This is a genomic window from Kitasatospora sp. NPDC024654 (genome assembly GCF_055559155.1).
The window spans coordinates 1-14,213 of sequence record NZ_JBVHLF010000031.1 but is presented as its reverse complement, the minus strand read 5'-3'; the positions used below and the strand labels follow the sequence as shown (position 1 = coordinate 14,213).

Sequence of the window (14,213 nt, the reverse complement as noted above, 5' to 3'; positions counted from 1 at the left end):
ACACATGTCCGAGGGCTCAGCGCGCTGCGGGCCGGTTGCGGCGCCACCGGCGGGGGCTGGTGGTCAGGTCGGTGGCGGGGGTGTGGAGTTGCCAGCCGGTGAGGCCGCGCTTGGCCGCGTACATCGCCGTGTCCGCTGCGCCGAGTGCGACGCTGACGGTGGGCTCGGGCAGGTCGGCGAGCCGGACCGCGCCGATGGACGCGCCACGCGGGATCCGCTGCCCCTCCCAGGTGAGCGGCTGGTGCAGCGCGCTGGTCAGGGCGTCCAGGCGTTCGGCCAACTGCTCGGGGTGCAGGGTGAGGATGGCGGCGAACTCGTCTCCGCCGATCCGGGCGGCCACTCCGGTGCGGCCGGTCCAGCGTTCGAGGGTGTGTGCGGTGGCGAACAGGACAGCGTCCCCGGCGCGGTGGCCGTGCTGGTCGTTGGCCTGCTTGAAGTGGTCCAGGTCGATGAACACCATCACCGCGTCCGGGTGGTTGGCGATCTGCTCGGCGTGGGTGAGGAAGCCCTCGCGGGTGTGCAGGCCGGTCAGGGGGTCGCGGCGGGCGCGGTCCAGGCGGCGCCGGTACACGGTGGTGTGGGCGGCCCACCCGGCGAGCGGCAGGGCGGCGGCCAGCAGGGTGGTGCGGTGGTGCGCGGGCAGGGTGATGAGGTGCATGCTGGTGGTTCCTCGTCTCGGTCGAAGCGAGCGGGGGAACCGGAGCGGCCAGGGACTTTGACGAGAGCCTGGCCGCTCCGGGCTATGCGCGGTGCTGTTGGGTGGTCAGTTGCCTTGGTAGTGAGCGATGTAGCCGGGGCACTCGCTGTCGGGGCAGTCGCAGCCGCCGCACTCGTTGCAGATGTCTTCGCCGCACTCGGGGCAGTACTCGTGGCCGGTGCAGTACTCGCTGGCGCAGTCGTCGCAGTAGGGCACGGTGGTTCTCCTCGGCTGGTCGCGGGCGGGTTCAGGCGGCGCGGTGGCGGGTGGTCAGGTCGGTAACGGTGGCGAGCCGGATCGGGGTGGGGTCGGCGGCCGGGGCGGGTTCGCGGTCGCCGGGCGGGGTGCCGCCGCCGTCCGTGGTGTGGGTGGTGGCGCGTTCGGCGGCGGAGTCGGCCAGGACCTGGCGGACGGCGGCGGAGTCGGCGCGGCTGCCACGCCAGGTCCAGGCGATGGCTCCGACCAGGACGGTTTCGGGTCCGAACAGGACTGCGGCGGTGATCAGATCGGACGTGGTGCTCACGGGGTGCCTCCGGTGCGGGTGGCGATCGAGAGGGCGTCCAGCAGGTCAGCGCCGAGCAGGCCGAGCCGGTGTTCGATGACCTGCCAGGACTCGGCATCGATGTGCATGAGAGCCGCGAGGGCGGCGGCCGGGTGTCCGTCGGCGGCGGCGGTGAGGGCTTCGCGCAGGTGGACTGCGGCGAGCGGCCGGATCCCGGGCGGCGCGGGCGGGTTGGTCGTCATGGTGTCGGCTCCCTGTCGGGGTCAGTGGCCGAGGGCGTGCACGAGGGAGATCAGGAGCTGGTTGACGGGTCCGGCCAGGCCGGTGCCGGCGGTCTCGAAGCCGCAGAGGAAGACGATCAGGGCGGTTCCGGCGGTGATGCGGTTGAACCAGAGCAGGGCGGCGGTGATCGAGCCGAAGAGCAGGGGCAGGGCGATGGTGACGGGCACGGGACGGGCTCCTTCCTGGGAGCGGAGTTCAGTGGGTGGCGTCGTCGTGCAGGCGCCGGGCGCCGTCGGTGGCGCGGTTGCCGTGGTGGTGGAGGCGTCGGCCGATCCGCAGGCGCAGGCCGGTGCCGTCGCAGCGGCGACAGGTCTTCGGGTGGCGGATCAGGCGGCCGGTGCGGGGCTGGTGGCCGAGGCCGTTGCACCTGCGGCAGCGGGTGAACGGGCTGACCGCACACAGCAGGCCATAACCGAGCGTGACGGCGAGCAGGCAGGCGAAAGCGAGGGCGGAGAGGGTCACGAGGGGGCTCCTGACGCGGTTCCGGGGGCTTTTGCGAGGTCAGGCGCTATCCGCTAGCTACCTGATCAGGTGGGGTGCGGGCCGCTAGCAGGGCCGCTAACGTTAGCGGGGTGTGCCGCTAGCGCTAGCGGCCCCAGGGGTGGGTCAGGCGGGCCGCTTGTCGTCACGCTTGGTGATGGCGTCCTGGAGGTCCTTGCGTTCGAAGCCGCGGCGGTTGACGACCTTGCCGTCCACCCGGCGGCCGACCTGGACCACGCCGACGCCATGCGGCTTGAGTGCGGAGGAGAGCTGTTCGGCCTCCCACCCGCCGTACCGCTCCTCGTTGAGCGCGGCGAGGGCTGCGACCAGCGTTTCGGACCACACCTTGGCCTCAGCCACGGGCCAGATGCTGATCAGGTCGTCCAGGATGCTGCTGGTGCTGTTCTCCCGCTCCGGGGCCTGGCCTGCAGCCGTGCCGGTGAGGGTGCCGGCGGCGATGCGGGCAGCGCGGGCCCGGTCGCAGATCCGGTCGGCGGCCGGGTTGTCGAGGAGGTAGGTGCGGACGACCTGCGGTTCGTCGCCCGCGCCGACCAGGTAGCCGATGCCCTTGTCGGGCTTGGTGAACGTGGTCGCGCGCAGGCCGTTCTTGTAGGCGCTGGTGCCAAGGATCATGTCGTTCTCGGTCTGGCCCATGACGCGCAGGCAGAACCGGGTGCCGACGTTGGCACTGATCGCGGTGGGCAGGGACTCGCGGTCCGGGCGCTGGGTGGCCAGCAGCAGGATCACCCCAAGCGCGCGGCCACGCTTGATGATGGCCGTGCACAGCTCCCCGGCTTCCCTGCCGTACTCGGCGTGGGAGAACAGTTCCTGGCACTCGTCGATGCCCATCACGAGCGGGTGCAGCCCCAGTTCACGGCGCGCGGCGAGGGCGGCGGTGACCTTGTTCTCGGGGCACTCGTGCTTGGGCAGGGAGCTGATGACCTTGGCTCGGCGCTCCAGCTCCTTGTGGACGTAGCGGATCGACTCCAGCGCGGCCTTGATGGTCCGGTCGTCCGGGCCGGACCCGTAGTCCGCGGCGACCTTCTCCAGCGGGGACAGGTCGCCGGTGCCCTTCAGCTCCCACACCAGCAGCTCGGCCGTCACGTCGAGGGCGGCGGCCAGCAGTAGCGGGCGCAGGCTGAAGGTCTTGCCCATGCCCGGCATCGCGCCGATCAGCACGTTGTCGTACATCAGCGAGATGTCCACCGGCCGGCCGCGCTGGTCGGTGCCGAACGGCACGGGCTTGAACAGCGAGAACTGTCCGCCCTTGACCAGCGGCCCGGCCACCGGCGGGGTCTGCGACATGTCCTGATCGCCGACCCACAGCACGAGCCGTCCGGCGTGCTCGCTGTGCGCGGGCTCCGGCCACACACAGCCCATCGGGCGGCGCAGACCCGAGGCCAGGCGGTCTCGGCGCTCCATGATGTCCACCGCCGTCACCCCGTAGGGCAGGTCGATGTCCGCGCGCCACCCCGGACCGTCCCGGGTGATCGGAGCAGGAAAGGTGATCCCGCTCCCGCCCTTGGCCATGGCCTTGTTGATCTCGGCGATACCCATCGCGCCAAGCGCGCGCACCACGATGTCCGAGGTGAGGCGCTGCACCTTCGTGGCGACCACTGCGCGGTCGATCAGCGGCGCATCCGCCTGGCCACCGGCCGTACCGAGTGCCATGGCGAGAGCGGTGAGCACAGCGAGTTGGGTCCATCCGGGGGTGGCGACCAGCAGCACCGCCACGAACGCGATGCCCAGCGCCGAGGCCAGGAACAGCAGCGCGCCCCGGGCCCGCACCCGCGCATCACGCCGACGGGACAAGACCAGGTACTGCGCCACGTCCTCCCGGCGCACGGCGGCGGCCCGCACCGGGCGCCCCTCCGCGTCCGTCACCCACCGGCACACCCCGCCGGCCAGCCGCGCCGTACCGCGCGGCGCCCGGAGGGCCAGCCGGGCGCCGTAGAGCGGGGAGCGGACGGCGTGGTAGCCGATCGTGTGGGCGACGTGCGCACCCAACCAGCGTGCACCGGTGGCCAGTTCGGCCTTCGACTTGGCCCAGGCGGGGATGATCGGGCGGCGGCGGGCCGCGCGCATCGTCGCCCACCGGTCCGTCAGTGCATCGCCCTTGGGCGCCGGGGCGTCGACGTAGACGGACGGTCCCCCGTCGGGGTCGTCGTCCGGGCCCGGGGCGGTGTCCGGGCGGCGCTCGGTGCGGGCCTTGTCCAGGTCCACCACCGACGCCCCAGCGGCCGGGCCGTCCGGGTCGGCGTCGACGGGAACAGCGGCGGCCATGTCCGCCTCCAAGCGGGCGAACAGGTCCTCGTTCGGCTCGTGTTCCTCGTGGTTCACTGAGGGTCCTTCCTCACAACAGGAATGTGCAGGTGGGAACCCGGGACGGCCGTCGTGCCGCCAAGCTGAGCGGCCGTCCCGGGACGAGATTTCAATGGGTGGCGCTGGTCGTCAGGCCGCGCTCAGCGCGGCGTCGGCACACGGCACGCACGTGCCGTAGCGGGCGGGGAGGACGTAGCCGCGGTCCAGGCCGCAGGCGGGGCAGGTGCGGCGGGCCCGGTTGGCGGCGTCCAGCGCGGTCCACCTGGCCGGGGTCATCGGCCGGACCGGCTTGGCCAGGTCCAGGCGGTACAGGAACGCGGCCCGGGGGCCGGTCTTGGACTTGCAGGAGCGCCAGAGGATCTGTGCAGCGATGTCCTGCCCTCCGGGGCGCAGGCCCTGCGCTCGCAGTTGCCGTCTGGTCAGCAGATGGGCGGGGGCCATGCGCCACGGGTAGGTGGGCATGCCGCCGTGCCGGGCCCCGTCGGGGTCCCAGAACCGGGGCCGCCCCACGGCTACTCCCGGGTGGTGGCGGGCTCGGGCAGGTCGTAGTAGCCGACCAGCTCCACCGGGACGCCGTACAGCGGGCCGGCCACGATGAGCCAGGCCAGGGTGCCGCCGCCGTAGCTGTGCTTGTGGTCGACGGCGGCGGGGTCCAGGCCCAGTGCGGCGCGCCACCGCTCGAAGTGGTCGAGGCCGTCGTGCAGGGCGATCCGCACACCCCACGCCCAGGGCAGGCCGGGCGTGCGCAGTTCCCGCAGCTCGACCGACGCAGTGGGCAGGTCGGCGTGCGCGGTGAGGATGGCCAGCAGGGCGCGGGCGGCGTCGGCCTGGGTGCTCGCGGTCTCGGTGATGCTCACGATGCCTTCTCCTCTGTGGAGTTGGTGGGTTCGGTGGCCGCGCCACTTTCGGCGGCCGTCGTGAGGGCGGGAACGGCGTGCAGCGCGGGCCGCTCAGGGGCGGCCGCGCGCTCGGTGTCCAGGCGGCGGTAGACCCGGCCGACGAACGACGGCGCGCGAGTGGCCCGTTGAGCGGCTTGGCGCTGGCTCAGTCCCTGGCGCCAGCACTCTTCGATCACGCGTGCGGCCTCTTCCTCGGACAGCCGGACGACCGACGGTTCTTCGCGGTCGTCCTCGTCCTCCGGGGTGGGCTGCTCGGTGGGCACTTCCTGCTCACCGGTGGGAACCTCGGTGCCCACCGGCTCGCCAGGGATGGGCGGCTCTTCCTCGAAGGTGGGGGCCGTCGGCTCCGGGGCGGGGTCTTCGGGCGGTTCCGGAAGCGGGTCGGGAAGCGGGTCCGGGTGGGGGGTGGGCACCTCGGTGGGCACCGGTTCCGCCGGGGTGGGCACCGGGGTGACCACCGGGTCCGGCAGCACCGGTTCCGGAGTCATCCACGTGGGTCCCGGCGGGGTCGGCGGGACGCTCACCGGCAGCGCGGTGGGCAGGGTGGCCACCGTCGGTGGAGCGGTGGGCACCCGGGTGGGCACCGGCTCCGGGATGGTGTCCGCCGGGGTTGGTGCGGGTCGGTGGGTGAGGCCGGCCAGGGCCCGGCGGTAGGCGGGTCCTGCCTCGGCGACCAGCAGCAAGAGCAGCGGCGGGATCAGGTGGACCACGACGCCAACCAGGTCTTTTGCCAGGGCGGAGGCTCCGATGTTGAGCCACACCGTCGCCAGGCCGGTGACCCAGCGGAACGCGGCCGGCCACCGGCCGCCGTGCGCGCTGTAGCGGGCCAGGGTGCCATCGGCTTGGAGGCTGAGGATGAAGCAGCCGTCCACCGCGGTGGCCATCACTGGGCCGGTGCCCCAGCCCGGGGAGTGGTGGTCGATGAACGGTGCCGCGGTGGACATGGACACCGTGACCACCGCCCCGGTCAGCACCCAGGTGAACACCGAGATGGTGAGCGAGGTCCGACGGACCTGCGCGGGGGTGGGCACCTCGCTGCCCACCGGGTGACCACCCCGGTGGGCACGGTGGGCGCTCACGCAGCCACCCCCGGGCGGCCCGCTCGCCGGCCGCTCGCCATGCGGCGGATCGGCAGCGGGGCCGAGCGCAGCAACTCGGCAGCTACGGCGGCGGACTCCGGGTCCGCCTCCCACAGCTCCGCCAGCACCTCCCGCGCCACGTCCGTGCGGGCTGCCCACTCCTCCGGCGACTCGCCCCACACCCCGGCGAACAGGGCGTCGAACTCCCGCCCGTCCACACCGAGGGCCAACTCAACGAACTCGAAGGCCGAAGCGGCCCTCTGTCCTGCAACAATCGAATCCACGGGTCTACCTCTCACGGATTGGTGGGCCCGCAGAGGCCGCCGCGCGATCCTTGGCCGGAACGCGGCGGCCTCGTATCAGGGCCGGACCACTCGTCTCGTCACGAGCAGCCACGGACCACGACGTGTGAGGCGCCCATCGGGGGCCACACACGCCGGGGACCGTGGTCGCTGGTAAGCGACCAGTGCAGGAAGCCTCACCAGCCGGTGGCTCGGTGAGGCGATCTATGGGACTCGCGGACTGTCAGGCACATCAGGACCTCCTCTAGGTCGAGCGATCGGGAAAACTCACTGCATGGGGGGCGTAACTTGCCCCCACCCTCCGGCCGTTGATCGCGGTCACCGGGCCACCTCGCCAGTCAGGGCCGAAGCCCCTGTCCCCTGGCCTTTGCGGACTTGCAGCGTCATCCGCCTCAGCTGTGGTGCATGTCCGAGCAGCCCAAAGAAGGCCTAGGGACACGGAGTTATCGATCGCTGCCCATTGCGGGCGGTGGCTGCACCACGGGAGTCGCCCCTTCGGTGACCCCTAACTGGTGCGCACCAGTAGTTTGCAACTGGTGCGCACCAGTGTCAAGCTCTTGCTGTCAGGCCGTCAGTTCCGGCCCTGAGTCCATGGAACGCCGCACGCCAGCGCGCTGGTAGCCAGCAAGGGTTAACCCGGTTTTGTTAACCCCCTGTGAGCTGCGCAGAGTTGATGCATGCTGGTCGGAGCGCCAACGCTTCAGCAGAGGTGGGCAGATGACGAGTCGTCTACGGCGGGCCAGGAACGAACGCGGGTGGTCCCAGGACCGATTGGTGCGCGAGATCTGCGAGCACGCCCGCAAGCACCTGGTCGATGTGGCATCCCCGGCCAGCCTTAAGGTCTACGTCTCCGAGTGGGAGAACGGCCGACGCTCGGTCTCCGGCCCATACGCGGCGATCCTCCGGGCTCTACTGGGCAAGACCGACGACGAGTTGTTCGGCTCGCCTGCCCCAGCTGGCTCGCTGTTCGCCGACGGATACGACGACCTGCTGGGCCGGATCGACTCAGCCCGCACCCTCAGCCTGAGCATGGTGGATTCGTTCCTGGCTCAGACCGAGCTGCTCCGCAGTTTCGACCGGCAGATGGGTGCGGCCGGGCTGGTGGACCAGATGCGGGCACACCTCGACTCGCTGGAGGACGCTCTGACCTTCGCGGTACTTCCGGACGCGCGACGCCCAGTGGCGACGGCGCTGGCCGGAGCGGCCACCCTGGCAGCCTGGCAAGCCCTGGACGTCGGCGCGGTCGAGCGAGCTTGGCGGCACTATGAGCTGGGCAAGAGGGCTGCCACCGAGGCAGAGGCGCCCATGTATCTGGCGCACGCGATGGCCGAACAGGCCTACGTGCTCTCGGATGCTGGCCGTGCGGAGATGGCGGTTGACCTGGTGCGTGAAGCTCAGCGCACCGGTGGCTCGAAGGTGTCGCCGCGGCTCGCCGCCTGGCTCTTCGCCGCCGAGGCGGAGCTGTGCGCGAAGGCCGGGCTGGCGGACGACTGCCGCCGTGCGCTCGACCAAGCCGACGCCGCGCTCCCGTCCGGGGACGAGATGCGGGACCCGGACATGCTGAGCATCTTCCTCAACGCCAACCACCTGGCCCGTTGGCGCGGCAACGCACTGGCCATCCTCGGCGAGGATGAGGCAGTGGCGGAGCTGTACCGGGCGCTGGAAGGGATGGACCCGGCGTTTACCCGGGCGACGGCGGGGCTCCGGTGCGACCTGGCGCAGGCCCACCTGGTCCGGGGGGAGTTCGGCCAAGCCAGGGAGCATCTGCAACAGGCCCGCCTCCTGGCGAACCGGACGGGGTCAGTTCGACACAGGAGGCGGATCGAGCGCCTTACCGAGGGCTTGTGACGCGCTGCTGGTTGGACGCCAACAGGTGGAGCAACGCGACCAGCGTGCCGGAGCCCAGTAGCTGGTCATCCGCCATGAGTCGCGGCACTTCGGACAGCGGGATCCACTCGATCCGGCCAGCCTCTTCGGCGTCCGTCGGCTCACCGACGAGAGTCGCCTCCCGCGCTACGAAGATCTCGTGCGGTGAGTCGACCATCCCGACCATCGGTTGGTACGTCACCACATGTTCGATGGTCCCCGGGCGCCAGCCGGTCTCTTCCTCGACCTCGCGGGCCGCCGCTGTGGCGGCATCCTCCCCGGCGTCCACGTTGCCCCCGGGAAGCTCCCAGCCGAACCGCCCGGGGACGAACCGGTAGCGCCAGAGCATCAGTACCCGGTCCTGGTCGTCCACCACAGCCGTGATGGCGACGTGCTGGAGCCGGACGACGTGGTGCTCGAAGCGCTCGACACCGGGCGGCTCGACGTCCATCAGGGTGAGCTTGACCCACTGGTTGTCGTACACCGTCCGCTCTCCGTGGATGCGCCATGGCTCCAGCGCTCCCTGCGGCTCGCTCACGACCTGGCGCGCGGCGGGCGCACCAGCGCTCACGTAGTAGCCGCTCCCGTGATGGGCGACGATCAGCCCCTCGGCAGCGAGCTTCGAGAGCACGAGCCGGACCGTTGTCCGGCCGGCCGAAAGGTCCGACGCCAACGTTCTCTCGGAGGGGAGCTTGTCGCCGGCGGTCAGCTCGCCGGAGCTGATCAAGCCCCGGATCCTCTGCTCGACCTGTTCGGTCTTACCGCCCATGCTGTCGTCTGCTCCTCTGGTCTCGGGCACTGCTCCGGACCAGCCTAGGTTCAGATCCAATGGTTGTGGAGCCTCCTCAGCGCGCCTGACCGCCAGCTCCAGGACAGTAGGGGAGCCGAGCGGTGGAATATCTGTGGAACGCTTGACGCGCGCCGAGACTTCTCGAAGCGCTTGAGAGCAGGTCAGCCACCGCGCAACGATGTAATCCCCCAATGCTCTTGAAAACTGTCGTGCGGTGACCCCGTACCGTGGGTTCGAATCCCACGCTCTCCGCTGGTGGGGAAAGCCCAGATCAGGGCGGGCATCGGCTACGTGCCGATACCCGCCCTTTTCGATTCCTGTGCCGCTGTGTGCCGCTGTGAGCCCCCGCAGGTCGCTGTGTGTGGGCCAGGTGTGGGCCAGATTCGGGGCCTACTCCTCGCCGTACTCCCTGGTCAGGAACTGCTCGATCAGGGCGTTGGACTGCTCGCGGCGACCGTCGAGCACCTTCGCGTAGAACTTGTAGAGCACGGCCACGCTGTGTCCGGCCCGGCGGGCGGTCTCGATCGGATCGACCCCGGCGACCAGCCAGCCCGACACACAGCTTGCCCGCAGGGAGTACGGCACGTCGGCGAGCGGGGTCTTCACCTGCGCGGGTGTGAGGGCCAGTTTCCGGGCCTCCTTCCAGACCGCGGCGTACTCCTTCGTGGTGAGGAGCCCGCCCTCGGCGGCCTGGAACAGCCGCCCGTCCTCGCCGAGCCCGAACTCCTCCACGTGCTCGCGCAGCATCCGGACGAACACCGGCGGGATGGGGATGTCCCGGGTGGCGCTACGTGCCCTGCGCTTGAGCCCGCGCTCCTCGTAGGACTTGCCGTCGTCGGTCCAGCGCGAACCGACGCGAGGGGAGCTGCCGGACGCCACGAGAAGGCCCCAGCCGGTGAGGGGTAGCTTGCAGTGAACTGGCCGTCTCGGGTAACTCGATGGTGGCAACGCTCGGCACGTACACGCGGGCCATGCTGTGCGGAAGTCCGGCTTGTTCGCTGAGGTAGACGAACTCGGTCAGCGGAGTGCGCTCCGGGACCCGCAGCAGCGAGGTGAGCTCGCCCAGCGCGCCCACCTCGTTGGTGGTGGCCTCGATGGCCAGCGCGGGATAGGTGACCGGCGCCGCCCCCATGCCGCGGGCGTAGGTGATGCGCCGGAGCGTCTGGCGGATGAAGTTGCCCCGCCCGTGGATCTTCTCGACCAGGCCTTCGTCTTGCAGTACCTCCAAAGCCCGGCGCAGGGTCGGCTTTCCGACCCGGTACTCGGCGGCGAGGTCCTGCTCCGAGGGCAGTTGCGCGCCGGCCGGAATGCGTTCCGTGGCGATGCGCTGCCGGATGGCGTCTGCCACGTGCAGATAGCGAACGGTCATGATCTTCTCACCCCTCCCCGGCGGTCTCGGGGGCAAGCGGTTGGGTGACGGGTCGGACTCGGTGGGAACCCCCGTCGAGCGGCGGCCTGTTCAGATCAGTTGCGCGGCGGATATCGTTGAACACGCTGATCAGCTCCCATACAGCTGATGGCAGTGCCCCCCGTCGGCGACCGCATCGCCTGTCGTGGGGGCATCTTTGCGGACGGCGGCCCACGCGAGCTGGCCGCATCTGGCGGTGTTGACGTGCCCGAACCGGTCGGCCGACTCCAACAGCGCCAAGGCATCTCTCCACGACTCGACCGGCGTCGAGTCCGGCACCTCCGTTTCCACGCAGATGTGGTCGCCGTGGTCCCTCGTTCGAGGGCTGAACCCCATCGCCGAGAGCCCGTCAGCGATGTGACCAGCCCATGTTTCAGGTGAGGTCACACGGCATCCCTCTGTCGCCACAGGATTACTCAGAGCGAAGCTAGTTAACTAGATTAGACCTAGTGGACTAGATTTTCCACATGCGCGAGCAACCTCCCTACCTCCGCATCGTCGACGCACTTCAGCAGCGCATCGCGAGCGGCCAGTGGGCACCCGGCGACCGTCTCCCGTCCCGCTCTCACCTCGCACAGGAGTTCAGCGTCGGCGACAACGTGGTGCGCCGCGCACAGGAACTGTTGATCTCTCAGGGCATCCTCGAAGGCCGCGCCGGCTCGGGCACGTACGTGGCTGAGCCGCGGCAGCGCCTACGCCTGGTCCGTTCACAGGCGCGCGAAGAGCGAGGAGCGTCGCCGTTCCAGGCCGACATGGCCGGCCTCGGCAGGCGAGGAAGCTGGGAGGGCCACACCGAGGCCAGAGTTCCCGCCCCCGCGGAGATCGCCGCTCGCCTGGGCATCGCCGAAGGCGACCCCTCCGTCCGCACCACGTACGAGTACTTCGCCGACGGCAAGCCGGTTCAGCTGTCGACGAGTTGGGAGCCGTACGTGCTGACCGCCGGCACGACCGTCCTGCTCCCCGAGGGTGGCCCGCACGCCGGCGCGGGCGTGGTCAACCGCATGGCCGAGATCGGCATTACCGTCAGCCACGTCGTGGAGCAGCCCGAGCCACGCCACGCGATCGATGAGGAAGCCTCCCTCCTCGGCATCCAGCGCGGCTCCCTCGTCACGCACATCCGTCGCACGTACTTCAGCGCCGATGGGCGGCCGGTCGAGACAGCGGACATCGTCATCCCCGCCGCGCTCTGCGAGATCGTCTACGAGGTCCCGATCAACCCCTGAGAGGGTTCGTGTGGACGCCAAACGCCAGCAAAGTACTCATGCGCGGTGCTGTCCGGGGCATGGTGGGCGCGTTTCACTTCACAAAGTCCGTGTTCACCCCTTCTGTTGAGAACAGGAACCTGAGTCGATGGTTCTCGGTATTGCCCGGCGTAAGGCTGTGCTTGTGTCGGGATCTACTGGAGCTGGCACCTCCAGTCTGAAGACGGTGCCCATGAAGCGCCCTACGGCGCTCTGTTGGCGATAATTAGCGCGAGAGCAGCGGAGCCCCCGGCGGGCAGGGATCAATCTGATCGACTGTCCAGCGGAGGCTCCGTTGGTATTGAGTTGTTGTCTGCTGAACGGTCGCCAGGGGCATGCCCAAGCAGCTCCACATGGCAGGCCTGGGTCGCAGATTAAGGCTGTTCTTCTACGTTCATGAGATCGCGGAGTCGGGCGCGATAGGACAGCCAGCGTGCGATTGCTCCAACAATTGCCCCGATGCCAGCAGCTACGAGGTAGCCCTCCCAGTCAGGGAGAGCGCTGTAGGCAGCTGCGGAAGCCACGCAGGAGAGCACCACCGTGATGATGAAGGTGTAATTTCCCCGGGACTCGTTTTCGTGACTTTCCATTGCCTGACTCCGCTCACTCATTTATTAGCAGCTAAAGATGCCCTGGGTAATTCCGCCCAGGGCTCCGGCGAAACCGCCGACGGCTGCGCCGGGAAGGCAGCCGGTCTCAGCCCCGGCGATGCAACCGGTGACGAGTCCACCGGCCATGGTCGTCTTACCCTTGCCGGCCACGCAGTCCCACCAGCCGGCGGGTCGGGGGTGACGCTGCGGCCGGAGGAAGCCCTGGGCCGAGTCCGCAGTGATGTCGACGTGCTGACGGAGCGTCGAACCCTGGAGAGTCCAGGTGATCTGGTGCACCGCACCGGACGAGTCCACCATCGGGGCAGGCGCGTAGCTGGCCGTGACAGCACCGCTGCCATCCACGAACTCGATTCCGCCCTCGGCTGACTGGCGCACGGTGGCGCCAGTGGGCACGGACAGCTCCCACAGGGTGTCCCGGTAGAAAGTCGTCGTGACTCCGGGCTGGGCGGAGACGTCAGCGAACGACTTGACGCCCGTGGACTGGGTGGGCTGTGCAGCGGTAGCGGCCGAGGCGCTAGGCACTGCGGCGAAAAGGGCGGCACTGACGGCAAGACCAGTCATGAGCGCCTGGACGGTCCGGCGGCTTGACATGTTAATTTTTCCTCCCCGAAATTACGCGATGCGCCATGGCGCACCGCGCTCTGTTGACCCTAGATGACGAGCAGCCAGCAGGAAACCCCCGACGAAAGGCTCCACCATCCCCGCCGATCGGCGGGGTAAAGCAAAGGCCTCGTAACGGCACCCCCAACTCTTTGCCGCGTCGAAAAGAACATACAAGATCTCCGTGCTCGGCGGCCGTGTAAATAAGCGGAGACGGATACTCCGTTTGCACACTGTGTGGTGGCGCGATCGCCAACCCCTCTGCTCCATATGCAATCTGCTCAAGTTGGCTACATAGCGTCACTTCTATGATGTGGATCACAGGTTGGATTGCTTGGTCGAGCCTCAAATAAAGCTCAAAAATAGGCGCGCCCCGTGCATTGAGGCCCGATCGGCCAGGGTTTGTGCTCGCGTGGACTGTGCGGAAGGCGCCGAGGCGGTCTTGGCGAGCGGGCCTGTCGCGTGCAGAGCTGCTCGTCGCTGAGCGATAGGGGCGGAAGCCAACCTCTCCGCTGAGAGCACGCCAGCAACAAGCCCGGGTGGAGGGGCGGACATGGCAGTCTGCGGGACACCCGGACCAGCAGCTTCTATCCTCAGGTCATCAAGATAACTTCATGTCCTGGGAGCTGAGTTGGGGGCTACCGAACAGCTGGTGACGATCGGTGCCGTGCTGCTGGGGGCGCTGACGTCACACTTCACGAACCACTCGATGGAGCGGATGCGCAAGCAACATGAGCTGCTGACCCGGTGGGACGACAAGAAGCTCCACGCCTATGAGGGCTACATCGACAAGATCAGGTCGAGCATCTTCCTAGCGGTGCAGCTGTACGAGCACAGGGAAGGCATCCACGCCAGCAACAAGGGCGAGGAGGACCTGCGCCGGGAACTGCTGGGTGGGAGCGCGGCCGAGCCTTCGAGCGGATCATGCTGCTCGGTGGCGACGAGGTTGTAGAAGCTGCCCACCGGCTCAACGTGGTATCGCTCGAAGTCGACTGGCAGGCCGGCGGCAAGGTTGTCAATCCCCTGGAAACGTAGAGTTGTCTCTATGCGGCTTCGTCCCTCTGTCGGGTCTCGGCTCGCTGCTGGTTGATGATGCGTTCGAACTCGGCAGGCGGTAGTCCGCCAGCCCGGCTG

18 protein-coding genes are annotated in these 14,213 nt (G+C 69.3%); 3 read left to right on the top strand and 15 right to left on the bottom strand.

Annotation, left to right across the window (positions count from 1 at the left end; translation table 11 throughout):
• Positions 1-16: 16 nt before the first annotated feature.
• The 11 genes from ACZ38L_RS19665 to ACZ38L_RS19615 all read right to left on the bottom strand — a co-directional run bounded on the left by ACZ38L_RS19665 (position 17) and on the right by ACZ38L_RS19615 (position 6,545).
• Entirely contained in the window at positions 17-658 is a 642-nt protein-coding gene (locus ACZ38L_RS19665) for a GGDEF domain-containing protein (RefSeq protein WP_465694791.1), read from the bottom strand.
• 105 nt (positions 659-763) lie between these two features.
• Positions 764-913, bottom strand: coding sequence for a hypothetical protein (locus tag ACZ38L_RS19660; RefSeq protein ID WP_465694786.1), 150 nt, complete (start codon positions 911-913; stop codon positions 764-766).
• A 31-nt stretch (positions 914-944) separates the two neighbouring features.
• Positions 945-1,220 (bottom strand): hypothetical protein, encoded by a 276-nt coding sequence (locus tag ACZ38L_RS19655; RefSeq protein WP_465694782.1) that lies wholly within the window; start codon positions 1,218-1,220, stop codon positions 945-947.
• Positions 1,217-1,441: a hypothetical protein gene (locus ACZ38L_RS19650; protein WP_465694779.1), complete on the bottom strand. Its 225-nt coding sequence runs from the start codon at positions 1,439-1,441 to the stop codon at positions 1,217-1,219. Before ACZ38L_RS19650 ends, ACZ38L_RS19655 begins: the two co-directional genes overlap by 4 nt.
• 21 nt (positions 1,442-1,462) lie before the next feature.
• Positions 1,463-1,648, bottom strand: coding sequence for a hypothetical protein (locus tag ACZ38L_RS19645; RefSeq protein ID WP_465694776.1), 186 nt, complete (start codon positions 1,646-1,648; stop codon positions 1,463-1,465).
• A 28-nt stretch (positions 1,649-1,676) separates the two neighbouring features.
• Positions 1,677-1,943: a hypothetical protein gene (locus ACZ38L_RS19640; RefSeq protein ID WP_465694772.1), complete on the bottom strand. Its 267-nt coding sequence runs from the start codon at positions 1,941-1,943 to the stop codon at positions 1,677-1,679.
• A gap of 144 nt (positions 1,944-2,087) precedes the next feature.
• Positions 2,088-4,301 carry an FtsK/SpoIIIE domain-containing protein gene (locus ACZ38L_RS19635; RefSeq protein ID WP_465694769.1) on the bottom strand — a complete coding sequence of 738 codons (2,214 nt, stop codon included), beginning with the start codon at positions 4,299-4,301 and terminating at the stop codon, positions 2,088-2,090.
• Between the two features lie 111 nt (positions 4,302-4,412).
• Positions 4,413-4,745, bottom strand: a complete 333-nt coding sequence (locus ACZ38L_RS19630) for an RRQRL motif-containing zinc-binding protein (RefSeq protein WP_465695030.1) — start codon at positions 4,743-4,745, stop codon at positions 4,413-4,415.
• A gap of 50 nt (positions 4,746-4,795) precedes the next feature.
• On the bottom strand, positions 4,796-5,140 hold the full coding sequence (locus ACZ38L_RS19625) for a hypothetical protein (RefSeq protein WP_465694765.1): 345 nt from the start codon (positions 5,138-5,140) through the stop codon (positions 4,796-4,798).
• Positions 5,137-6,261 (bottom strand): hypothetical protein, encoded by a 1,125-nt coding sequence (locus ACZ38L_RS19620; protein WP_465694761.1) that lies wholly within the window; start codon positions 6,259-6,261, stop codon positions 5,137-5,139. The genes ACZ38L_RS19625 and ACZ38L_RS19620 overlap by 4 nt, the downstream gene beginning before the upstream one ends.
• Positions 6,258-6,545, bottom strand: a complete 288-nt coding sequence (locus tag ACZ38L_RS19615; RefSeq protein WP_465694757.1) for a hypothetical protein — start codon at positions 6,543-6,545, stop codon at positions 6,258-6,260. The genes ACZ38L_RS19620 and ACZ38L_RS19615 overlap by 4 nt, the downstream gene beginning before the upstream one ends.
• A 735-nt stretch (positions 6,546-7,280) precedes the next feature.
• Here ACZ38L_RS19615 and ACZ38L_RS19610 point away from each other — a divergent pair.
• Positions 7,281-8,411, top strand: coding sequence for a helix-turn-helix transcriptional regulator (locus ACZ38L_RS19610; protein ID WP_465694753.1), 1,131 nt, complete (start codon positions 7,281-7,283; stop codon positions 8,409-8,411).
• On the opposite strand, the gene ACZ38L_RS19605 is transcribed toward ACZ38L_RS19610, so the two are convergent.
• The 3 genes from ACZ38L_RS19605 to ACZ38L_RS19595 form a co-directional block, all read right to left on the bottom strand.
• Positions 8,395-9,198, bottom strand: a complete 804-nt coding sequence (locus ACZ38L_RS19605) for a GntR family transcriptional regulator (RefSeq protein WP_465694748.1) — start codon at positions 9,196-9,198, stop codon at positions 8,395-8,397. The two genes, ACZ38L_RS19610 and ACZ38L_RS19605, sit on opposite strands and share 17 nt — an antisense overlap.
• Before the next feature lie 411 nt (positions 9,199-9,609).
• Positions 9,610-9,978 carry a hypothetical protein gene (locus tag ACZ38L_RS19600; RefSeq protein WP_465694744.1) on the bottom strand — a complete coding sequence of 123 codons (369 nt, stop codon included), beginning with the start codon at positions 9,976-9,978 and terminating at the stop codon, positions 9,610-9,612.
• A gap of 28 nt (positions 9,979-10,006) precedes the next feature.
• Positions 10,007-10,588 carry a GntR family transcriptional regulator gene (locus ACZ38L_RS19595; RefSeq protein ID WP_465694740.1) on the bottom strand — a complete coding sequence of 194 codons (582 nt, stop codon included), beginning with the start codon at positions 10,586-10,588 and terminating at the stop codon, positions 10,007-10,009.
• Between the two features lie 506 nt (positions 10,589-11,094).
• Here ACZ38L_RS19595 and ACZ38L_RS19590 point away from each other — a divergent pair.
• On the top strand, positions 11,095-11,850 hold the full coding sequence (locus ACZ38L_RS19590) for a GntR family transcriptional regulator (protein WP_465694736.1): 756 nt from the start codon (positions 11,095-11,097) through the stop codon (positions 11,848-11,850).
• 632 nt (positions 11,851-12,482) lie between these two features.
• Here ACZ38L_RS19590 and ACZ38L_RS19585 read toward each other — a convergent pair.
• On the bottom strand, positions 12,483-13,040 hold the full coding sequence (locus ACZ38L_RS19585) for a hypothetical protein (protein WP_465694733.1): 558 nt from the start codon (positions 13,038-13,040) through the stop codon (positions 12,483-12,485).
• A gap of 670 nt (positions 13,041-13,710) precedes the next feature.
• Here ACZ38L_RS19585 and ACZ38L_RS19580 point away from each other — a divergent pair.
• A complete protein-coding gene (locus tag ACZ38L_RS19580) occupies positions 13,711-14,031 on the top strand; it encodes a hypothetical protein (protein ID WP_465694729.1) in 321 nt (106 codons plus the stop codon).
• The last annotated feature ends 182 nt before the right edge of the window (positions 14,032-14,213 follow it).

Bases quoted from the DNA above. Each gene is read 5' to 3' on its own strand.
- ACZ38L_RS19665 (WP_465694791.1), bottom strand. From the start codon at position 658: ATGCACCTCATCACCCTGCCCGCGCACCACCGCACCACCCTGCTGGCC.
- ACZ38L_RS19650 (WP_465694779.1), bottom strand. From the start codon at position 1,441: ATGACGACCAACCCGCCCGCGCCGCCCGGGATCCGGCCGCTCGCCGCA.
- ACZ38L_RS19630 (WP_465695030.1), bottom strand. From the start codon at position 4,745: ATGCCCACCTACCCGTGGCGCATGGCCCCCGCCCATCTGCTGACCAGA.
- ACZ38L_RS19610 (WP_465694753.1), top strand. From the start codon at position 7,281: ATGACGAGTCGTCTACGGCGGGCCAGGAACGAACGCGGGTGGTCCCAG.
- ACZ38L_RS19605 (WP_465694748.1), bottom strand. From the start codon at position 9,198: ATGGGCGGTAAGACCGAACAGGTCGAGCAGAGGATCCGGGGCTTGATC.
- ACZ38L_RS19595 (WP_465694740.1), bottom strand. From the start codon at position 10,588: ATGACCGTTCGCTATCTGCACGTGGCAGACGCCATCCGGCAGCGCATC.
- ACZ38L_RS19590 (WP_465694736.1), top strand. From the start codon at position 11,095: ATGCGCGAGCAACCTCCCTACCTCCGCATCGTCGACGCACTTCAGCAG.
- ACZ38L_RS19585 (WP_465694733.1), bottom strand. From the start codon at position 13,040: ATGACTGGTCTTGCCGTCAGTGCCGCCCTTTTCGCCGCAGTGCCTAGC.